This is a genomic window from Stenotrophomonas sp. 112478_Sma, from assembly GCF_056479905.1.
In genome coordinates this window covers 1,118,246-1,139,257 of record NZ_CM151072.1, presented here as the reverse complement: position 1 = coordinate 1,139,257, position 21,012 = coordinate 1,118,246, and the positions used below count along the sequence as shown (strand labels likewise).

Annotated in this window: 13 protein-coding genes and 1 tRNA gene; 5 read left to right on the top strand and 9 right to left on the bottom strand. The window is 66.2% G+C overall.

Features of this window, described 5'->3' with window-relative positions; translation table 11 throughout:
* Window positions 1-124: 124 nt before the first annotated feature.
* Window positions 125-1,501: a DNA repair protein RadA gene (gene radA / locus ACZK08_RS05315; RefSeq protein ID WP_053518980.1), complete on the bottom strand. Its 1,377-nt coding sequence runs from the start codon at window positions 1,499-1,501 to the stop codon at window positions 125-127.
* Between the two features lie 149 nt (window positions 1,502-1,650).
* On the opposite strand from radA, the gene ACZK08_RS05310 reads away from it, so the two are divergent.
* Window positions 1,651-3,708, top strand: coding sequence for a putative bifunctional diguanylate cyclase/phosphodiesterase (locus ACZK08_RS05310; protein ID WP_053518982.1), 2,058 nt, complete (start codon window positions 1,651-1,653; stop codon window positions 3,706-3,708).
* A 115-nt stretch (window positions 3,709-3,823) separates the two neighbouring features.
* Here ACZK08_RS05310 and cyoD read toward each other — a convergent pair whose 3' ends face one another.
* Genes cyoD through cyoA form a run of 4 tightly spaced genes read right to left on the bottom strand, consistent with a single transcriptional unit; the run spans window position 3,824 to window position 7,840 of the window.
* Window positions 3,824-4,165 (bottom strand): cytochrome o ubiquinol oxidase subunit IV, encoded by a 342-nt coding sequence (cyoD, locus tag ACZK08_RS05305; RefSeq protein ID WP_053518984.1) that lies wholly within the window; start codon window positions 4,163-4,165, stop codon window positions 3,824-3,826.
* Complete coding sequence (cyoC, locus tag ACZK08_RS05300) at window positions 4,165-4,803, bottom strand: cytochrome o ubiquinol oxidase subunit III (RefSeq protein ID WP_065174633.1); 639 nt, start codon at window positions 4,801-4,803, stop codon at window positions 4,165-4,167. The genes cyoD and cyoC overlap by 1 nt, the downstream gene beginning before the upstream one ends.
* A complete protein-coding gene (gene cyoB, locus ACZK08_RS05295) occupies window positions 4,800-6,797 on the bottom strand; it encodes a cytochrome o ubiquinol oxidase subunit I (RefSeq protein WP_053518988.1) in 1,998 nt (665 codons plus the stop codon). The genes cyoC and cyoB overlap by 4 nt, the downstream gene beginning before the upstream one ends.
* A gap of 2 nt (window positions 6,798-6,799) precedes the next feature.
* Window positions 6,800-7,840 carry a ubiquinol oxidase subunit II gene (cyoA, locus tag ACZK08_RS05290; protein WP_053518989.1) on the bottom strand — a complete coding sequence of 347 codons (1,041 nt, stop codon included), beginning with the start codon at window positions 7,838-7,840 and terminating at the stop codon, window positions 6,800-6,802.
* Between the two features lie 343 nt (window positions 7,841-8,183).
* Here cyoA and ACZK08_RS05285 point away from each other — a divergent pair, with 343 nt between their 5' ends.
* On the top strand, window positions 8,184-8,864 hold the full coding sequence (locus ACZK08_RS05285; RefSeq protein WP_065181125.1) for a GyrI-like domain-containing protein: 681 nt from the start codon (window positions 8,184-8,186) through the stop codon (window positions 8,862-8,864).
* Here ACZK08_RS05285 and ACZK08_RS05280 read toward each other — a convergent pair.
* The 4 genes from ACZK08_RS05280 to ACZK08_RS05265 form a co-directional block, all read right to left on the bottom strand.
* Window positions 8,852-11,890 (bottom strand): autotransporter domain-containing protein, encoded by a 3,039-nt coding sequence (locus ACZK08_RS05280; protein ID WP_231107706.1) that lies wholly within the window; start codon window positions 11,888-11,890, stop codon window positions 8,852-8,854. The two genes, ACZK08_RS05285 and ACZK08_RS05280, sit on opposite strands and share 13 nt — an antisense overlap.
* 298 nt (window positions 11,891-12,188) lie before the next feature.
* Window positions 12,189-12,264, bottom strand: a tRNA-Thr gene (locus tag ACZK08_RS05275).
* A gap of 51 nt (window positions 12,265-12,315) precedes the next feature.
* Entirely contained in the window at window positions 12,316-13,320 is a 1,005-nt protein-coding gene (locus tag ACZK08_RS05270) for a 2-hydroxyacid dehydrogenase (RefSeq protein WP_053516243.1), read from the bottom strand.
* A 98-nt stretch (window positions 13,321-13,418) separates the two neighbouring features.
* Window positions 13,419-16,304: an autotransporter domain-containing protein gene (locus tag ACZK08_RS05265; protein ID WP_478452543.1), complete on the bottom strand. Its 2,886-nt coding sequence runs from the start codon at window positions 16,302-16,304 to the stop codon at window positions 13,419-13,421.
* 431 nt (window positions 16,305-16,735) lie between these two features.
* On the opposite strand from ACZK08_RS05265, the gene ACZK08_RS05260 reads away from it, so the two are divergent.
* Genes ACZK08_RS05260 through ACZK08_RS05250 form a run of 3 tightly spaced genes read left to right on the top strand, consistent with a single transcriptional unit; the run spans window position 16,736 to window position 20,984 of the window.
* Entirely contained in the window at window positions 16,736-17,215 is a 480-nt protein-coding gene (locus ACZK08_RS05260) for an RNA polymerase sigma factor (RefSeq protein ID WP_229765781.1), read from the top strand.
* Window positions 17,212-18,180 (top strand): FecR family protein, encoded by a 969-nt coding sequence (locus tag ACZK08_RS05255; RefSeq protein WP_065181122.1) that lies wholly within the window; start codon window positions 17,212-17,214, stop codon window positions 18,178-18,180. The genes ACZK08_RS05260 and ACZK08_RS05255 overlap by 4 nt, the downstream gene beginning before the upstream one ends.
* A gap of 14 nt (window positions 18,181-18,194) precedes the next feature.
* Window positions 18,195-20,984, top strand: a complete 2,790-nt coding sequence (locus ACZK08_RS05250) for a TonB-dependent receptor plug domain-containing protein (RefSeq protein ID WP_065181121.1) — start codon at window positions 18,195-18,197, stop codon at window positions 20,982-20,984.
* Window positions 20,985-21,012: the final 28 nt, after the last annotated feature.

The window sequence follows — 21,012 nt, the reverse complement described above, 5'->3', positions numbered from 1 at the left end:
CTGACCGTAGCCGCATCTGACGTCTGCAGCGTCTGGCCCCATGCCCGGCGGTCCTTCGCCGGGGAAGCAGACGCGCGTGGGCCGGCTCAACAGGATCGCGGCCGCCGGCGCGCCTCCGATGGAATCACGCTGCGTCGATCGCCTCGGACAGGCGCTCCACGGCGATCACCTCCATGCCCTTGACCGAGCCGCCCTTGGGCGCATTGGCCTTCGGCACGATCGCACGCCTGAAACCATGGGTGGCCGCCTCGCGCAGCCGGTCCTCACCATTGGGCACCGGGCGGATCTCGCCGGACAGGCCCACTTCGCCGAAGGCGATGGTCTTCTCGGCCAACGGCCGGTCCTGCAGCGACGACAGCACCGCCAGCAGCACCGGGAGGTCGGCGGCCGTCTCCTGCACGCGGATGCCGCCGACGACATTGACGAACACATCCTGGTCGCCCACCAGCACACCGCCGTGCCGGTGCAGCACCGCCAGCAGCATGGCAAGACGGTTCTGCTCCAGGCCTACGGCGACACGGCGCGGGTTCGACAGCGGCGACGCATCGACCAGCGCCTGTACCTCCACCAGCAGTGGACGGGTTCCTTCACGGGTCACCATCACGCAGCTGCCGGGCTGGTGCGTACTTCCACCGGACAGGAAGATGGCCGACGGATTGGAGACCTCCTTCAGGCCCTTGTCGCCCATGGCGAACACGCCCAGCTCGTTGACCGCGCCGAAACGGTTCTTGAACGCACGCAGCAGCCGGAAGCGGCTGCCGCTTTCACCTTCGAAGTACAGCACCGCATCGACCATGTGTTCCAGCACACGCGGGCCGGCGATGCCACCTTCCTTGGTGACGTGGCCGACCAGGAACACGGCGGTGCCGGTTTCCTTGGCGAAACGCACCAGCCGTGCGGCGCTCTCGCGCACCTGGCTGACCGACCCCGGTGCGGCGGTCAGGCTTTCCGTCCACAGCGTCTGCACCGAGTCGGCCACGATCAGGCGCGGGCCGGCCTTGGCCGCGTGCTGGAGGATCGACTCGACGCCGGTTTCAGCGAGCGCGTTGACGCCATCCAGGGGCAGTTCCAGCCGATGCGCGCGACCGGCCACCTGGGCCAAAGACTCCTCGCCGGTGACGTAGAGCACCGGCAGCTCGGCCGCCATCCTGGCGACCGCCTGCAGCAGCAGGGTCGACTTGCCGATGCCGGGATCGCCGCCGACCAGCACCACCGCCCCCTCCACCAGGCCGCCGCCGAGCACGCGGTCGAACTCGCCGATGCCGGTGCTGACCCGGCGATGCTCGGTCTGCTCCACGTCCTTCAGGGCGGTGATCTTCGGCGGATCGACCTTGCCCGCCCAGCCGGCCCGCCGCGATGCCGGCGCCTTGGCCGCCGCCGCGCTTTCCAGGACGATTTCCGACAGCGAATTCCAGGCATTGCACTCGGTGCACTGGCCCTGCCATTTGCTGTACTCGGCGCCGCATTCATTGCAGACGTAGGCGGTGCGGGCTTTTGCCATCTGGGAATTTCCTGCGGCGGGGACGGGCGTGGCAGGATAGCCGAGCCCGGTCGCAGGTGCTGCGACCGCTCAAGTACCGCCCACCTGCGCCGATAGGGGTCGCGGGCGTGCGCCTTGCGGGCGCCCCTCCCTTTCCCACTGGATTCAACATGACTGGAAGTTACAGTCAGAGCCTGGTCGCCATCTCTCTGCTGGTGGCCATTCTTGCTTCGTACACGGCCCTGGACATGGCCGGGCGTGTCGCCAGCGCGCAGGGACGCGTCGCCCGCTGGTGGCTGGCTGGTGGCGCCGCCGCGATGGGCCTGGGCATCTGGTCGATGCACTTCATCGGCATGCTGGCGTTCGACCTGCCGATCCCGATCGGTTACGACCTGGCCATCACCCTCTACTCCCTGGCCGTGTCGATCGGCGCATCGGCCTATGCGCTGTGGCTGGTCTCCCGCCCCAGCCTGCCGCGACGGCGGCTGCTGGCCGGTGCGGTGCTGATGGGCACCGGCATCGCGGCCATGCATTACCTGGGCATGGCCGCCATGCGCATGCAGCCCGGCATCGACTACCACCCAGGATGGTTCGCGACATCGATCGTGGTGGCCATCGGCGCAGCCGGCGCTGCGCTGTGGATCGCCTTCCGCCTGCGCACCGAGCAGCGCAACACGCTGCGCCTGCGCCTGCTCGCCTCGCTGGTGATGGGGCTGGCCATCGTCGGCATGCATTACACCGGCATGGCGGCCGCACGCTTCGCGGACGGCAGCATCTGCGGTGCCGTGGTCAATGGCGGCATCGATGCCCGCTGGCTGGCGGTACTGGTCATCGTCACCACCGTGGCGACGCTTGGCATCGCGCTGGTGGCCTCCCTGTTCGATCGCCAGATGCGGGTCCGCACCGGGCTGCTGGCCGATTCGCTCGCGCACGCCAACAACCGGCTGATCCAGGCCGCGCTGCACGACCCGCTGACCCAGCTGCCCAACCGCATGCTGCTGCAGGACCGCATCGAACAGGCCATCGAGAAGGCCTGCCGGCACCAGCACGCGGTGGCCGTGATGTTCTGCGATCTTGACGGATTCAAGGCGGTCAACGACGCCTACGGTCATCAACTGGGTGATCGCCTGCTGGTCGCCGTCGCGCAACGCATCGGCGGCCTGCTGCGACCGCAGGACACCTTCGCGCGCCTGGGCGGGGACGAATTCGTGATCGTGCTGGCGATCGACATCCCGGATGACGCCGTGGTCGTCGCAGAGCGCATCATCGCCGCGGCCAGCGAGCCTTTCATTCTCGACGCGGCCGAGCTGCAGGTCAGCGCCAGCCTCGGCATCGCCCTGTACCCGGACGACGCCGGCAACGAACGCGAGCTGATGGCCCACGCCGATGCAGCCATGTACCACACCAAGGACACCGGCCGGAACGGCTACACGTTCTTCACTCCCTCGATGCAGCTCAGTGCAAACCGCCAGCTGCGGCTGCTGCAGGATCTGCGCAAGGCCATCGCCCGGGACGAACTGGTGCTGCACTACCAGCCGAAATTTCCCGCCGCCGATGCCCCCGCCAGCGGCGCCGAAGCGCTGCTGCGCTGGCAGCACCCGGAACTGGGCCTGCTGGCACCGGACGTGTTCATCCCGATCGCCGAGCGCAGCGGGCTGATCCTGCCGATCGGTGACTGGGTACTGGATCGCGCCTGCGCCCAGCTGCGTGCGTGGCATGATGCCGGCCATCGCGGCTGGACGATGGCGGTCAACCTGTCTCCCCTGCAGTTCGCCTCGCCAACGCTGCTGGCCAGCGTGCGTGCGGCGCTGGAACGACACGCCATCGATCCGCCTCTGCTGACGCTTGAGATCACCGAAACGACTGCGATGAAGAATGTCGACGCGAGCCTGGCGATTCTCAACGATCTCACCGCGATGGGCGTGCACATCGCCATCGACGATTTCGGCACCGGCTATTCCAGCCTGCTCTACCTCAAGCGCATGCCGGCCACCGAGCTGAAGATCGACCGGGCCTTCGTGCACGACCTGGAACGCAATGCCGAAGACGCCGCGATCGTCTCCTCGATCATCGCCCTGGGCCGTACGCTGCAGTTGCAGGTGGTGGCCGAGGGCGTGGAGACCCAGGCCCAGCGCGAGTATCTGAGCGAACTGGGCTGCGACCAGCTGCAGGGCTACCACCTGGGTCGGCCGATGGATGCCGAGGAGTTCCTGCGCAAGGTGGGGTGAGGCCCGTCGTGCGAGGTCGGAGCCCTCGCCTGCGACATGGGATCCGACCCCATCCACCCGACAACAGAAAGGCCGCCCGGGGGCGGCCTTTCTGCGTGGCAACGTCGCGGGGACGTCAGTGCATCATATGCACGTTCATGTTGTGCATGACCCACAGGGTGCCGACCACGATGATGCCGATCACCACGATGGTGAAGGCAGCAGCGTTGACGTTCCAGCGGCTCTCCGAGGAGCGGTCCAGGTGCAGGAAGAACACCAGGTGGACCAGCATCTGCAGCACGGCGGTGATCGCGATCACCACACCGTTAACGGTGCGGGAGAAGTCGCCCGACATCACCATCCAGAACGGGATGACGGTCAGCACCACTGCCAGCACGAAGCCGATCAGGTACGACTTCACGCTGCCGTGGCTTTCGCCACCGGTGCCATGATCGTGTGCGTGGTTGTCATGTGCCATTACAGCGCTCCATTGAGGTAGACGACGGAGAACACGCCGATCCAGATCAGGTCCAGGAAGTGCCAGAACAGGCTCAGGCACGCCATGCGGGTCTTGTTGGTCGGGGTCAGGCCGTACTTCTTCAGCTGCACGAACATCACCAGCAGCCACAGCAGGCCGGCGCTGACGTGCAGGCCGTGGGTACCGACCAGGGCGAAGAACGCCGACAGGAAGGCACTGCGGTCCGGACCATAGCCCTGGTGGATCAGGTGCTGGAATTCCCACACTTCCATGCACATGAAGCCGAAGCCCAGCAGCCAGGTGATTGCCAGCCACAGGTACATTTGGCCCACCTGCTTGCGGTGCAGGGCGATCATGCCCAGACCGAAGGTCAGCGAGGAGGTCAGCAGCAGCGCGGTTTCCCAGGCCACGAACGACAGTTCGAACAGGTCCTTCGGACCGGGGCCACCATCGGTGCCGCCGGCCAGCACCACATAGGTGGCGAACAGCGACGCGAAGATGAGGCAGTCGCTCATCAGGTACACCCAGAAACCGAAGACGGTGTTGCCGCCGGTGTCGTGATGCTCGTGGTCGTCATGGCCATGGGCCGCCGCATGCGCGGCGTGCCCGTGGCTCAGGGTCGAGGTATTGGTGCTCATGCCTTCAGCTCCGACTTCACCAGGCCCTGGGCTTCCAGGTGCTTGCGGTGTTCGTTCTCGATGCGTTCCACCTCGGCGGCCGGGACCCAGTAGTCCACGTCCTGGTCGAAGGTGCGGTAGATGAACGTGGCGATCATGCCGACGAAGCCGACGATGGCCAGCCACCAGATGTGCCAGATCATCGCGAAGCCGAACACCAGGCTGAAGGCACCGATGACAACACCCGTGCCGGTATTGCGCGGCATGTGGATGTCGGTGTACTTCGCCGGCTTCGGCCAGGCCTCACCGCGCTGCTTGCGCTCCCAGAAATCGTCCAGCTCGGTGACGTCCGGCAGCGTGGCGAAGTTGTAGAACGCCGGCGGCGAAGAGGTTTCCCACTCCAGCGTACGGGCATCCCACGGATCGCCGGTCAGGTCGACGGTCTTCTTGCGGTCGCGGATCGACACGGCCACCTGGATGATCTGGCACAGGATGCCGGCACCGACGATGAAGGCACCTGCAGCAGCAACCAGCAGCAGCGGCTCATAGGCCGGATTGACCGTGCTCTGCAGGCGACGGGTCATGCCCATGAAGCCCAGCACGTACATCGGCATGAAGGTCACGTAGAAGCCGATGAACCAGCACCAGAACGCACACTTACCCCAGAACTCGTTGAGGCGGAAGCCGAACATCTTCGGCCACCAGTAGGTGATGCCCGCGAACATGCCGAACACCACGCCGCCGATGATCACGTTATGGAAGTGCGCGATCAGGAACAGGCTGTTGTGCAGCACGAAATCGATGGCCGGGATGGCCAGCATCACGCCGGTCATGCCGCCGATGGTGAAGGTGACCATGAAGCCGATCGTCCACAGCACCGGCGTGGTGAACTGCACGCGGCCGCGGAACATGGTGAACAGCCAGTTGAAGATCTTCACGCCCGTGGGAATGGAGATGATCATCGTCGTGATGCCGAAGAAGGCATTGACGTTGGCACCCGAACCCATGGTGAAGAAGTGGTGCAGCCACACGATGAACGACAGCACGCCGATGCAGGCGGTGGCGTAGACCATGCCCTTGTAACCGAACAGGGCCTTGCGCGAATACGTGGCGATCACTTCCGAGAACACGCCGAACGCCGGCAGTACCAGGATGTACACCTCCGGGTGGCCCCAGATCCAGATCAGGTTGATGTACAGCATGGCGTTGCCGCCACCGTCATTGGTGAAGAAGTGCGTACCCAGGTAACGGTCCAGGGTCAGCAGCACCAGGGTGATGGTCAGCACCGGGAAGGCAGCGACGATCAGCACGTTGGTCACCAGGGCAGTCCAGGTGAACACCGGCATCTGCATCAGCTTCATGCTCGGCGTGCGCATCTTGAGGATGGTGATGAAGAAGTTGATACCACTCAGCGTGGTACCCAGACCCGCCACCTGTAGACCCCAGATGTAGTAGTCCATGCCTACGCTTGGACTGTATTCGATCCCCGACAAGGGCGGGAATGCCAGCCAGCCGGTGGCGGCGAACTCACCGATCCACAGCGACAGCATGATCAGCACCGCACCGGCGACGAACAGCCAGAAGCTGAGCGAGTTGACGAACGGGAACGCGACGTCGCGCGCACCGATCTGCAGCGGCACGGCCAGATTCATCAGGCCGGTGATCAACGGCATCGCCACGAAGAAGATCATGATCACGCCGTGGGCGGTGAAGATCTGGTCGTAGTGGTGCGGCGGCAGGTAACCCTCGGAGCCACCGACGGCGATGGCCTGCTGGGTGCGCATCATGATCGCGTCGGAGAAACCGCGCAGCAGCATGACGAAGGCGACGATGAGGTACATCACGCCGATCTTCTTGTGATCCACCGAGGTGAACCACTCCTTCCACAGATAGCCCCACAGCTTGAACTTGGTGATCAGGGCGACGACGCCCAAGCCACCCAGCACCGCACCGACCAGTGTGGTCAGCACGATCGGATCGTGGGGGATCGACTCAAGAGAGAGTTTTCCCAGCATGTTCATTCTCCCGAGCCCGCATGACCGGCGTGGCCGGCGTGCTCGTGTTCAGTGGCATCCAGGTTTTCCCCGGACTCCTTGGACTTGTGCTCTTCGCTCGGGGCGTGGCCTTCGTGCCCTTCATGGCTGGCAGCATCGGCGGCAGCGGCGCCCGCATGGGCGTGCTTCATGCCGTAGTGCTTGTTGTCGCCCATGTGCTTGGCGATGACCCAGTCGAACAGGCCCTCCTCGGACCGGCCGTAGTAGGTCACCGGATACCACTCGGCATTGCGCGCTTCACCCAGGGCCTTGAACGAGGCCTTGTCCAGCGTCTGCTCACCGGCGCGGACCTGGTCCAGCCACTGGCGGTACTCGGCATCGGTGACCGAATAGGCAGTGAAGTGCATCTTGGCGAAGCCCGCACCGCTGTAGTGCGAGGACATGCCCGGGAATTCACCGGTTTCGTTGGCGATCAGGTGGAGCTTGGTCTCCATCGCCGCCATCGAATAGATCATGCTGCCCAGGTGCGGGATGAAGAAGGCATTCATCACCGTGTCGGAGGTGATCTTGAAGTTCAGCGGGGTGTTGACCGGGAACTTGATCTCGTTGACGACCGCGATCTTCTCTTCCGGATAGATGAACAGCCACTTCCAGTCCAGCGAGATCGCCTCGATGGTGACCGGCTTGACGTCCGATTCCAGCGGCTTGTACGGATCCAGCGCGTGCGAGGAGCGCCAGGTCAGCACAGCCAGCACCAGCACGATCATGCAGGGGATCGACCACACCACCACCTCGATCGCCGTCGAGTGCGACCACTTCGGCTCGTAACGGGCCTTGGTGTTGGAAGCGCGGTACTTCCACGCGAAGGTCAGGGTCATGATGATGACCGGGATGACGACCAGCAGCATGAGCACGGTGGCCGTGATCAGCAGGGTCTTCTCATCCTGGCCGATCTGGCCCTTCGGACTGAGGATGGCCACGGCATCGCAGCCGGTGAGCATCACCAGCACTGCGAGCAGCAGGCCCGGGCGCAACCAGCGCCCAAGGGTTTTCAACGGAATCATCGGTCGATCCAATTGCGAGGGAATGCCGTTCCCCGTCCTGCCCGCTCCGGCCAAAGCCGGTCCCACCCGTCCGGAGACAGGCAGGGAGGTGGGGTCGAGTCAGCCTTGCAATTTTAGGCCGTCACCCACCATTTAAGAAAGGCATTGACAATGATCCTCCGCAGGAAAGGCCCCATTCTGGCTGCGACACGTTGTCGCACCGTGCGCGCAATGGGGCGCGGAGCATCGCAGCCGCAGGTGTCGCCACGCCGGAATCCCTCGTTCGGCAAAGTCGAATGAACGCATTCAGGAACTGTGGCATGCTGACGCGCGTGCGATGCTGTCCGTCTACTGGAGAGCTCCAATGGGCAAAGTCGATTTCAAGACGCTTGACCGCACCCTGTACCGGGCGCCGACCGGCGACTTCGTCCTGCTCCAAGTGCCCTCCCTGCCGTTCGTGATGATTGACGGCCGCGGCGACCCCAACACGGCAATCGCCTACGCCGAGGCCGTACGCTGGCTTTACTCCGTCAGCTATGCGTTGAAGTTCGCCCTCAAGGCGGTGGGACAGGACCATGTGGTTGCGCCGCTGGAGGGGCTGTGGAGCGCTGAGGATCCGGGCAGCTTCGTCGCCCGCCGCAAGGACGAATGGACCTGGACCCTGATGATCCGCACCCCGGATGCCGTCGACACGCCGCGGTTCGCTGCAGCAACGGAGAAGGTGAGGGCGAAGCTCGGTGCGCCACCCTCCAGCCTGCGCCTGCAGCGGCTGGAGGAGGGTCTCTGCCTGCAGACGTTGCATGTGGGCCCCTATGAGGATGAAGGCCCGACACTCGCGAGGCTGCACCAGGAGGTGATGCCATCGCTGGGCTACACGTTTGCCGGCCCGCACCATGAGATCTATCTGAGCGACCCACGGAAGACCGCTCCTTCGCGACTCAAGACACTCCTGCGCCAACCTGTGCGGGCGGTAGAGGCGGATGAGCCGCCGGTGGACGCCCCCGCCCGGCGGGCGAGGACGTCCTCCCTGCATCAGAACCGGTAACCCAGCCCCAGCTGCACACCATTCTGCAGCTGGCCGTCGCGGCGCTCGCCCACATAGTCGACCATCACCGACAGCCGCTCGCTGGCCCGGCTGGTCACACCCAGGTTCCAGCTCAGCACCTGCTCGCCCACCGTCTGGCTGTTGCTGCCGAACACCAGATCCGGCGCCGCCGCAAAGCCGGTGCTGTAGCGGGCCTGCGTATCCCCCAGCTCCTTCTGCCACACCACCCGCGCCCGCGGGGTGATGCGCTCGCCGTTGTTGCCCTCGAAGGTCTTGAACAGCTGCAGGCCCGCACCGACCCGGATGCTCTCCAGGCTGCCGCCACGCCCGGCCAGCGCCGCCACGCCCTGCCCTTCGTTGAACCGCGTCGCGGAGGTGCGCGCGTAGTCCACCACCGGCAGCAGCGGCTGGATCACCACGCCCTTGCCGCTGGTGAAGGAGAACGCATGTTCCACCCGCGCGGAGATCGCATCGTTGCTGTACTTCGCACGCAGCGGGTCCTGCAGGCCCTCGATGCCGGCGATGCTGCGCCGGGTGTCGTGGCGCAGGTCGGTGTAGCGCACCGCCGCGGACAGGTAGCCGCGCGCGTAGATCGCGTCCAGGTAACCGCCCACATCCAGCGCACGCACGTCGCCGGTGAAGCGGGAGGCGCCACGGGCCTTGGTCGACATGTCCGCGGCCGCCACGCTTACGCCCAGGCCGACACGGTCATCGGCCAGGCGCGTATCGGCACCGACCACGATGCCGCCCACGGTATGGCTCATCCCGGCCACGCCGGCATCGGCACCGATGCGGCCATGGCTGGCGAAGCCGCGTGCCCACAGACCGTGGCCACGCTGGCCATCACCGCTGGCCCCCGCACCTGCTGCCGTCGGCTCGACCAGATGCATTGCCAGCTGGTTGAACAGGGTGCCATGGCGCATGCCCGGCTGTGCCGACATCGACTGCGCGACCTGCGCGGCCAGGCCATCGGCATCCCCACCGGCACTGCGCATCGCCGCCTGATGCTGCTGGACCACGTTGCCGATGCTGCCCAGCAGGGCGTTGTCGGCCAGGCGCAGGGTGGCGTGCGCATCGCCACGCAGCGCACCGGCCTGCTGCGCGACCACGTCGCGGTCGGCAAACTGCAGTGCACCCAGCAGCGGCTCCAGCGCCGACGCCGGTTGCGACGCGGCCGTCCTCAATGCCTGGCCGAGGCCCGCGCCCGACGCCACGTTGGCGAACGGAGACACGTCATCGAAGGCCGGATTGGCTACCGCCCAGATGCCGTCGCCGGTCTGCACGATATTGAACGTGAGCAGCGAGTTCTCGCGCGGATGGAACCTGCGCTGTGCCGTGTCGGCACTGGTCAGATCGGCACTGTAGCCCGAGCCGTCCTGCCGCTCGGCACGGGTGAAGGCGACCTGTCCGGCCTGCAGCTGCGGCACGCTGGCGTCGAACTCGCTGTCACTGTCGTTCAACAGCGCGGTGGTCAGCTCGTTGCCTTCCTTGCTGCCATAGATACGTCCCTGTACCAGCGGGATCGAAAGATCCTGGCGGTAGTAGCCCGGTGCGATATCCAGCGCGAGCTTGCCGACCGTGCCGCCGATCAGGAAGCCCGGCGCCGTGGTGGCCGCCCCGTTTCCGCAATAGTAGTAGCTGCCCTGGCTGTCGCAGCGATGGACTTCGAATGCGTCCAGTACAAGGCCCGCCTGGCGCGTCTCCGGGGTGATGTCGAACAGCAGCCGGCCGGCATTGGGATAGGCGAAGCTGACATAGCCGTTGACCGTCAACGGGCCGCCCTGCGGATGAAGATCGCCACCGGCCACCCTCACCCGCGCCACCTGCGGAACATTCCAGGGGAAGTCGGGATAGTCCGGGTCCCCGACATAGGCCGTCGCGCCGATGGTTCCATGCCCCTTCAGTGCGGCCCCTGGATCCAGCGTCACGACGGCCGTGGAGATTCGACCACCGGCCATCGCCACCTCACCTCCACGCCGGACCAGCAGCGTATCGCTGTTGTCCAGTTCGCCGGTCGAGGCGAGGGACAGCGAACCGTCCACGATCGTGCTCCCGGCCTTCAGCAGACCGTCCCTCACATCGACGGCACCGTTGCGTCCTATCACGCTGTTGCCGGTAAGCAGGTTGCTCTGCGCTGTGATGTCCAGCCTTCCCGAGTCCACCCACAGGATCGACGCACCGCTGTCTTCTGTCGCGGACCAGTGGGCGCCTGCGGTGAGCTTGATCACGCCAAAGGCATCGCCGCCGACGACCTTGTCCACATCCACATCGCGCACATAGGAGAACTGCGCGGGATCGAATGCCGGATTGATGTTTCCGCTCACCCGCTTGCCATCGATGATCAGGACATCGTTGGTCGTTGCATAGTCCATCGAGGTCGCCACCCTGTCGCTGAACAGCGTCACGTCCGGATAGGCCGTGCAGCCACCGTCGTCGCTGGTGTCGCGGGTCGGGCAGAAGCGGGTCGCGATGGCCATCGTGGCCGGATCGAAATAGCGCAGGAACCCGGAGCTTTCCGTCAGTTCGTAGTGGGCCTGGGTGATCCGGCCTTCAATGACGGCAAAGTCCCTGGCGCCAAACATGTCCCGGTAGTACTGGATGTACTTCTCCTGGCCCGGGTACGGCGTGGGAACACCATCCCGGGCTTCGCCATGAATCCCCAGCACGGTCATGTCGTAACCGTCATACACCGGCAGGGCGAAGCGGGTGATCCGACGATTGACACCGGCGACGAACGCATCGGCACACGCCGAGTAGCAACCACCGTCCAGCACGGTATCCAGGCCATTGCGGCGGATGACCTCGCCCATGCCAACGCCACCGCTGGCAGCACCACCGGGTGAATTGCGGAAGACGATCTGGCGGATGGTCCGTCCCTGCCGGTTCGCCGCGCTGAGAATGCGCTCCAAGGTCCTGGGATCGCTGCTCTCGACGCCGCCGGAGTAGTAGATCGTGTCGCCGTTAAGATGGAAGGTGCTTGCCTGCGCATCGAGCGTGGAGAGTCCCGCCATCAGAGCGAACGACATCGCCATGCTCAGCCTGGACCGGGAAATGAGGGGGGAGATCGACGAGTTCGACATGCGGGTTACCTGTGTTCGAGAGAGTGCCGCCCCGCCAACGCCCCTGCCGATGCAGGGCCACTGGACGTCGCAGTGCCATCCGTCGCGCCTGTGGCCGACGACAGGAAGCACTAACGGCCGAAGGTCGCCCTCACCCCCAGTCGGGCGGCGAATCGCGCCACCTGCCCTCGCATTCCGCCGGGCATGGCCCGGCGCCACCAGACACAAAAAAGCCCCGACCAGGGCCGGGGCTTTTCATCAAACATGGTGCCGGAAACAGGAGTCGAACCTGCGACCTACGCATTACGAATGCGCCGCTCTACCAACTGAGCTATTCCGGCCGAGCAGGCGATTTTACGGGCTCCCCTGCCCGGTGGTCAATCCACCCTCGGTCAGCCTGCCTCCACCCGGTTCGCGCACGCCCGCCCGGCCGCGAAATCCGCCAGGTTGCCCAGCGTGATCGCCGAAATCTCCTGCAGCGCCTCCACGGTGAAGAAGCCCTGATGGCCGGTCACCAGTACGTTGGGGAAGGTCATCAGGCGCTGGAATGCTTCATCGTCGATGATTTCCCCGGAGAGATCCTGGAAGAACAGCGCGCTTTCCTGCTCGTAGACATCAATGGCCAGGTGGCCCAGCCGGCGTGATTTCAGCGCGCGGATGACGGCATGGGTGTCGACCAGACCGCCACGCGAGGTGTTGACCAGCATGGCACCCGCCTTCATCTGCGCCAGCGACGCATCGTTGATCAGGTGATGGGTATCCGCCGTCAATGGGCAGTGCAGCGACACGATGTCGGCGCGGGACAGCAGCTCGGCCAGAGCCACGTTTTCTCCCAGCCCGGCGAAGGATGCCGATGGATAGGGATCATGGCCCAGCACCGTGCAGCCCAGGCCCTTGAAGATGCGCGCCGTCGCCACACCGATCTTGCCAGTGCCGACGATGCCGACGGTGCGGCCATGCAGGGTGTGCCCAAGCAGGCCATCGAGCATGAAGTTGCCTTCGCGTACGCGGTTGTAGGCGCGATGTGTCTGCCGGTTGAGGGTCATCACCAGGGCCAGGGCATGCTCGGCGACGGCCTCAGGTGAGTAGGCCGGCACGCGCGCGACGAACAGGCCCAGCGACGTCGCAGCGGCGAGATCGACGTTGTTGAAGCCGGCGCACCGCAGCAGCACGGCACGTACGCCTTGCGCGTGCAGGGCCTGCAGCACAGGGGCATCAAGACGATCATTGACGAACACGCAGACGGCGTCGCAGCCCTGTGCCAGCGTGGCGGTATGCAGGTCGAGCGCGGCATCGAAGTAGACGAACGCGAAATCCTGTTCTGCGGCGCCGCGTTGATTGGCCTCGTCAAGAAAGCGACGATCATAGGGCCGGGCGCTGAAGACTGCGATCTGCATGGAGGGGCCTGGGTGGAATTCCATGCCGAACCATACCGCAGCAGCGTGCGTCCTGGGACGGCACCGGCGATGCAGACATCGCCGGTGCCGCCGGCCACTCAGAACCGGTAACCCAGCCCCAGCTGCACACCATTCTGCAGCTGGCCGTCGCGGCGCTCGCCCACATAGTCGACCATCACCGACAGCCGCTCGCTGGCCCGGCTGGTCACACCCAGGTTCCAGCTCAGCACCTGCTCGCCCACCGTCTGGCTGTTGCTGCCGAACACCAGATCCGGCGCCGCCGCAAAGCCGGTGCTGTAGCGGGCCTGCGTATCCCCCAGCTCCTTCTGCCACACCACCCGCGCCCGCGGGGTGATGCGCTCGCCGTTGTTGCCCTCGAAGGTCTTGAACAGCTGCAGGCCCGCACCCACCCGGATGCTCTCCAGGCTGCCGCCACGCCCGGCCAGCGCCGCCACGCCCTGCCCTTCGTTGAACCGCGTCGCGGAGGTGCGCGCGTAATCCACCACCGGCAGCAGCGGCTGGATCACCACGCCCTTGCCGCGGGTGAAGGAGAACGCATGTTCCACCCGCGCAGAGATCGCATCGTTGCGGTACTTCGCACGCAGCGGATCCTGCAGGCCCTCGATGCCGGCGATGCTGCGCCGGGTGTCGTGGCGCAGGTCGGTGTAGCGCACCGCCGCGGACAGATAACCGCGCGCGTAGATCGCGTCCAGGTAACCGCCCACATCCAGCGCACGCACGTCGCCGGTGAAGCTGGAGGCGCCACGGGCCTTGGTCGACATGTCCGCAGCCGCCACGCTCACGCCCAGGCCGACACGGTCATCGGCCAGGCGCGCATCGGCACCGACCACGATGCCGCCCACGGCATGGCTCATCCCGGCCACGCCGGCATCGGCATCGATGCGGCCATGGCTGGCGAAGCCACGTGCCCACAGTCCGTGGCCACGCTGGCCATCGCCATTGGCCCCCGCACCTGCTGCCGTCGGCTCGACCAGATGCATTGCCAGCTGGTTGAACAGGGTGCCATGGCGCGTGCCCGGCTGTGCCGACATCGACTGCGCGACCTGCGCGGCCAGGCCATCGGCATCGCCACCGGCACTGCGCATCGCCGCCTGATGCTGCTGGACCACGTTGCCGATGCTGCCCAGCAGGGCGTTGTCGGCCAGGCGCAGGGTGGCGTGCGCGTCGCCACGCAGCGCACCGGCCTGCTGCGCGACCACGTCGCGGTCGGCAAACTGCAATGCGCCCAGCAGCGGCTTCAGGCCACTGTCCTGGCGATCGGATGCAGCTCCCAGCACACGCCCCAGGTCATCACCGGACGGGCCGTTGGCGAACAGATCCCACTGGTCGAAGCCCGGGTTGGCGGTCAGCCACAGACCGTCGGCCGTCTGCCTGACATTGAAACTCAACAGCGAGTTGTGGCGCGGACGGAACACCTCACCGCCGCTGATGCTGGCGCTGTAGCCAGTGTCGCCCAGCCGCACGACCTCCTGGAAGCCATCCTGGTAGATCGGGCCTTCAACCAGATCGCGACGGAAGTCCTTGCTGTAGTAGCCCTGCGCCACGTTCAGTTCAAGGAAGGCGCCCTTGGAGATCACCAGCGCGCCATCGAGCGCTTTGTTGGTGGACGGGTCGAAGAAATTACCCACGCGCACGCGACCACCGGCACTGCCGCCGCTCTCGGTCACGTCGAACAGCACTTTGCCGCCGGGCATGATGTTGACGTAGCCATGGGTGACCAGATCACCTCCGCGCGGCATCAGCGTGCCGAACACGCGCAGGCGGTTGAAGCCATCCTCGCGCCAGGACGGGCCGGTGCCACCCAGCAATGCAGTGCTGTCCATCGCGGTGCCCGCCACGTCGCCGTGGCCGACCAGCATGCCCGCACCGAGCACACGCACTTCCGGGGCACGCAGGGCGCCACCTTCCAGGGCGATGGTGCCATTGTCGACCAGCATGAAGTCCGCACCGGTGGTTGCGGACGAGCGCCAGACAGCGCCATTGGCAATCCGGATCACGCCCATCGAATCGTCCAGCGTGGACGCGTCCAGATCGCCCAGCCGAAGCTTGGACAGCAGCAGGGCCTGCACGCCGGGATCGCTCAGATAATCCTGCACCGAACCAGCGCCGATGCCCTGCGGACCCGTGCTGGAAAGGTTGTAGATGGTCAGTGCGTAGGAAAAGTACGCCGACGGCCGGTCGGTGCTCCAGCGCGCGAAGTCATCATCGACGAAGGTCTGCAGCTGGCGTCCCGACCGCAGGTAGCCCGGATTGATGTCACCGGTGACGTCCGCAGTGACATTCAACGTATCGCCCGGATCACGATAGCCGGTTGCGGTGATGATCCGGTTGCTGTGAATGTCCTGCCCAGGGAACGACTCCAGCGCGCTGCCGCTGCCATCCGGATCGAACGTGACCGACGTACCGGGGGTGCGCGCAGGATCGCGGAACACCAGCAGGCCGTTGGGCTTGACCACTTCGTACATCGCCTTGTGCAGCAGCCCAGCATCCATGCCGCCGCCATAGTTGCCGGTGTAGATCTGGGTCATGCGCGGCGACGGCTCGTAGATCACATTGCTGCCGTTGTTGGCCGCATGGATCTCCACCGAATCGACAATCGGCAGATCACCGGCAAGATAACGCTCCACGCCACCGGACTGCATGATCGAGCAGGACGAGATGCAATGGCCCGACACGATGGTGTTCAGGCCGGACGTGCGGATCACCCCCTGCAGCCACTCGCCGGCGATCAGCGCGCCACCGTTGGAGGTACGCAGCACCACCTCCCGGATCGGCCGCCCCTCGGCCTGCGCCTTGGCCAGCAGCGCCGGCAGCGAAACGACGTCGGCGAAGGTGACGCCACCGCTGAGGAAGATGCGGTCTCCCTGCACGTGATAGTTCATTGCCATGGCGTCATCAGCCTTGACCATGACGCCAACACCAATCAGGCCGGCCAGGGCCAGACTCAACTTGGACTGCTTCATACCGTTCTCTCTCCCCCCGCAACACGCGGACGGGAAGCTAAACGTCAGAGCGGGAGGCCCTCCCCCCGCTGCATGCCATGGAAAAAAATGAACGGATTCAGATCAAGTTGGCAGTCAAAACTGTGGCTGAGTTAGCGCTCTTGAACGCTTTTACAGGAGAAATACAGCCTCCGGCAAAGTTAAAAACGCAGAAAGGGCGGTAACACCCCCAGTGGCCATCCGGGTGAAAGGTGAACGAATTCATGATCGACACGTGCAGGCTGGCGGCTCTTCCCCATCCGGTCATCGTCGCGTAAAACTCGGTGACGCCCCCCCCCCATCGTTGCCCGAGGCCAGCCCTGTCCGCTTCGTCCCCCCTGATCCATCGCGCACCGGATCCGCCTGGGCCTCCGGACGCCTTCATCACGTTCGTAAGGGAAGAGCGCGCGCCGTTGTGCACTTTCCTGCGTACCCGTGGGGTGGGCCCGGAGGATGCGGAGGACATCGCCCAGGACTGCATGGAACGGTTGATCCGCTATCGCGCGCACGGCACCGAGGAACTGCGCCTGCTGCTGTATCGTATCGCCCGCAACCGCCTGGCAGACCGCGGCCGCTCGCCGCAGGCGAGACCGCATCTGTCGCTGGCCGAGCGCGATGGCAGCGACGAGCCCTCCAGCACGTCAGCCGACCCTCTGCGCCAGGCCGAATCCGGGCAGATGCTCGCCCTGCTCCGGCAGGCCCTGTTCAAACTGCCGGAGCGCGCGCGCGAGGTGTACCTGCTCAACCGGATCACCGGGATGAGCTACACGCAGATCGCGCAGCACTGTGGCATCACCGCCAAGACCGTGGAAAAACACATCGCCCGTGCACTGCAGGGCCTGCGCCAGGAGCTGGGGCCACACCCGCTGCACAACGACAGGGACAACGAATGATCAGCACCCGGCACACGGAAGAGGCGGGAGTGTTCGAGCGCGCCAGCGCCTGGGTGGCGCGCCTGGAGGCACACGACTGCACGCCCGAGGAACGCGAGCGCTTCGAAGACTGGCTGGCGGAGGACACCCGCCACGTCAAGGCGTGGGTACAGGCCGAAACGCTCTATCAGCAGAGTGCGGGCCTGGCCCAGGATCCCTGGCTGCGCACGGCGGCGGCGCGCGCCGCGCATCCGGCCCGGCGCCGCTGGCTGCCCGGCGTCGCTGCTGCGGCGGCGCTCTGTCTGGCCATCGGCATGGGCTGGATGGTCGCCACCGATGGCAATCCCACGCCCCGCATCTATGCCAACGACAGCCTTGCTCCCCGCCAACAGACGCTGGCCGATGGCAGCTCCGCCATCCTGGACGCAGGGACCACGTTGACCGTGCGCATGGGCTGGCGCCATCGGGAACTGGTCCTGGAGCAGGGTCGGCTGCAACTGCAGGTGGCACCGTCGCGCAAGGCCCTGCGTGTGCAGGCGGGCAGCAGTTCGATCCGCGATATCGGAACCACCTTCCAGGTGGAGCGCCTGCGCGACGGCCATGTCGAGGTCGCTCTGCTGGAAGGCGCAGTGGAGGTCACCAGCGGCAGCGCGCAGCACACGCTGGCCCCGGGCCAGCAGCTGCAGGTACTGCCCTCCGGACGGATCCAGCCGGGCCCTGCGCTCGCCTCGACCGAAGCGGCTGAGGCCTGGCTGCAGGGACGGCTGGTGTTCGATGCCACTCCCCTGGCGACCGTGGTCGAACGCATGAACCGCTACGGCCGCACGCAGATGGTGATCGCCGATCCGGAGATCGCCAGTCTCGCGGTCAGCGGCACCTTCCGTGCAGGCGACGCAGAGGAACTGCTGTCTGCGCTGGAGCTGGGATGGTCGGTTGCCGGCCAGGCGCGTCCGGATGGCGCGCTGGAACTGCGGCGTACCTACTGAGGAGAAAGGCGGTGATGGCAGGACCGGGCGCGCTGCAGTGGGGGCTGCTCCGGGGGCTGCTGTGGGTCATGTTCGGCGCTGCCAGCGCCGCGCCGGCCCACGCCGGCCAGCAACCCGCCAATGTCGACTACCACATCGCACCCGGCCCGCTGGCACCGGCACTGCAGCAATGGGCACGCCAGAGCGGCATCGCCCTGGTATTCGACGCCCGCGAGCTGACGGGCCTGCACACCCCCGGCGCCGACGGCCGACAGGCACCGGCGATCGCTCTCAAGCAGCTGGTCTCCGGGATGCCGGTGAACATCCTGCGCACGCCCTCGGGGGCGTTCGTCATCCGCCGCGTCGCTGCTTCTGCCGCGCCCCCTGCACGTGCCCCGACCGTGACGTCGCCCAAGCCGCCGCCGCCCGTCGCACTGGCCCCCGCGCAGGTGGAACTGGCACCGGTACACGTCACCGGCAGCCGCCTGCCGCGCACCTCCGTGCAGACGACGCTGCCGATGACGATCATCGATCGCGAAGACATCCTGCGCAGTGGTTACGGCAGCCTGTTCGACCTGTTGCGACATCTTCCCGGCATGAACGGCCACCCGGCGATGACCACGTCGCGCGGCGGCGATTCGCAGTATCTGCCGGTGGGCGCTGCAGCCACCACCAGCCTGGATGGCATGGGGCCGCGTGCGACCCTGTTCCTGGTCAACGGCCGGCGGCTGCCACGCTATCCGATGGTGTCGCTGGAACAGGGCGGGCTCACCGATCTGGGCGGCATTCCCCTGAGTTTCATCGAACGCATCGAGCTGGTGCGCGGAGGCGCGTCGGCCATCTATGGTGCCGACGCGATGTCCGGCGTGGTCAACATCATCCTGCGCGAACAGGCCGAAGGCCCGGAGGCGACGGTGCAATCGGGCATCAGCAGCCGCGGCGACGCGCAGCAGAATCGCCTGCAGATCGCCAACGGCGGCGTACGCGAAGGTGGGGACCGCTGGTTCGCCGGCCTGGACCTGCATCGCATCGAGCACGTGGCCGGCGATCGCCGTGCGTGGCATGCGGAAACGTCGTTGTATCCGATCGGCGCGTTCTACGACGGCGCGTACATCCCCGCCGAACTCTGCGAAGGTCCCTTGATGCAGCGTGAGGATGGCTGCTGGTTCGACAGCGCGCGGCCGCGCTCGCTGCAGCCCGCGTCGGATACTGCCTCGGCCTACCTGCGTTACCGGCACGAGCGTGGCGAAGGACGCTACGCCTATCTGGAAGCACGTGGCAGTCACAATCGGCAGCGTTTCGACCTGGGGCCGACCGCCGTTGCCATCGGCCTGTACGGCATCACGTTCAACAGCGTGCTGCGCGAGGCCGGAAGCGTGCGCCCGCACGTGCGCGCCAGCGATGCCGACATCACCCTGGGTATCGGTCGCGAGCAGCAGTCACGCAGCTGGGATGCGGGCATCAGCGCGCAACGCAGCCAGGTCACCCTGGTCACGCCGGGCACCGTGCGCACCGAACCGCTGCTGCACGCCGCCGAGACACTGGACTACCTTCCCGGCTTTACCTCGCTGCGTGCGGACAAAGCGCAACAGCTGTTCCCGTCGATCCGCAATCGTGGACGCACTGACCAGTGGCAAGGCTGGTGGGGCATGCAGCGGCAACTGATGCAGTTGCCTGGAGGGCCGGCCCAGCTGGCCACCGGCGTCGATCTGCGCTACGAAGCATGGGCCTCGTTACCCGATCCGTTGTTGATCCAGGGCGATCTGGCACTGGGCCTGCCCCAGCAGCAGCGACGCCTGTCACGTCGCAGCGGAGCCACCTATGCCGAGGTCGGCCTGCCGCTCAGCCGCTCGCTGCGCATGGACGTGGCCGCACGCTGGGACCGCGATGGCGATTACCTGGCGTTCTCGCCACGCGCGGGACTGCGTTGGAGTCCAACGCCCCACTGGTCGTTCCTGCTGACCAGCGGACAAGGCTACCGTGCGCCCAGCCTGTTCGAGCAGCGACGCCCCCCTGGCTACTTCGGCCTGGTCGCGCTGCCGGCCTCGCCGGGCCTGCCGCCCTGCGCACAGCCCGCGATCGACGGCAGCTGCCTGGTCAACGTGGAGGTCGCCGAGAACGACGCGCTGAAGGCGGAGCGTTCACGCAGCCATTCGCTGGCAGCCACGTGGACGCCCAACGACGTGTTCTCGCTGTCACTGACCCACAACATCGTCGAGCTGCGCAACGAGATCCTTGCCCTGAGGCCCACCGACGCGGCATGGAACCGCAGCACGTGGGAGCTGGATGACGAAGGGCGCCTGAGCAGTCTTCGCCTGTCATTCGACAACATCGGCCGCACGACGTCGCGCAATTGGGTAATGCGCGGCGAATACCGCGTCGACACCGATGACACCGGCCAGTGGCTTTTCTCACTGGACGCGCTGAAACAGCAGGCGCTGCGCCGCGAACGAGGGCAGGATGGCAGCGTGGATCTTCGGGGCCATGCCACGCCGGCAATGGCCGCGATCCTCACCGTGCAATGGCAGAACACGGCATGGGACGTGGCATTGCGCGGCAACCAGGTGGGACGCACGCGCGCCTGGCTGCCCGGTGCGGAATGCCCCGATGACCAGCGCGAGATGAACCATTGCATGAATCCACGGCAGCTGCGCTGGAACCTGCACATGGCGCGCAGGTTGGGGCCGCGGGTGATCGCCGCGCTGGACGTGCACAACGTGCTTGACCGGCAGCCGGTGAACTATCTGGTCGGCAACGGCGGACAGTTGCCGGGCTTGGATGATCCGCTGGGCCGCTATTTCCTGCTGACCCTGCAGTTCCGTTGAGGCCGCTGGCATCCACACGCGGGTGACA

Coding starts and splice junctions, on each gene's coding strand:
- ACZK08_RS05280 (WP_231107706.1), bottom strand. CDS start 11,890: ATGTCGTTCGCTCTGATGGCGGGACTCTCCACGCTCGATGCGCAGGCA.
- ACZK08_RS05310 (WP_053518982.1), top strand. CDS start 1,651: ATGACTGGAAGTTACAGTCAGAGCCTGGTCGCCATCTCTCTGCTGGTG.
- ACZK08_RS05255 (WP_065181122.1), top strand. CDS start 17,212: ATGATCAGCACCCGGCACACGGAAGAGGCGGGAGTGTTCGAGCGCGCC.
- cyoA (WP_053518989.1), bottom strand. CDS start 7,840: ATGATTCCGTTGAAAACCCTTGGGCGCTGGTTGCGCCCGGGCCTGCTG.
- ACZK08_RS05285 (WP_065181125.1), top strand. CDS start 8,184: ATGGGCAAAGTCGATTTCAAGACGCTTGACCGCACCCTGTACCGGGCG.
- ACZK08_RS05250 (WP_065181121.1), top strand. CDS start 18,195: ATGGCAGGACCGGGCGCGCTGCAGTGGGGGCTGCTCCGGGGGCTGCTG.
- ACZK08_RS05270 (WP_053516243.1), bottom strand. CDS start 13,320: ATGCAGATCGCAGTCTTCAGCGCCCGGCCCTATGATCGTCGCTTTCTT.
- cyoB (WP_053518988.1), bottom strand. CDS start 6,797: ATGCTGGGAAAACTCTCTCTTGAGTCGATCCCCCACGATCCGATCGTG.
- cyoD (WP_053518984.1), bottom strand. CDS start 4,165: ATGGCACATGACAACCACGCACACGATCATGGCACCGGTGGCGAAAGC.
- ACZK08_RS05265 (WP_478452543.1), bottom strand. CDS start 16,304: ATGAAGCAGTCCAAGTTGAGTCTGGCCCTGGCCGGCCTGATTGGTGTT.
- radA (WP_053518980.1), bottom strand. CDS start 1,501: ATGGCAAAAGCCCGCACCGCCTACGTCTGCAATGAATGCGGCGCCGAG.
- cyoC (WP_065174633.1), bottom strand. CDS start 4,803: ATGAGCACCAATACCTCGACCCTGAGCCACGGGCACGCCGCGCATGCG.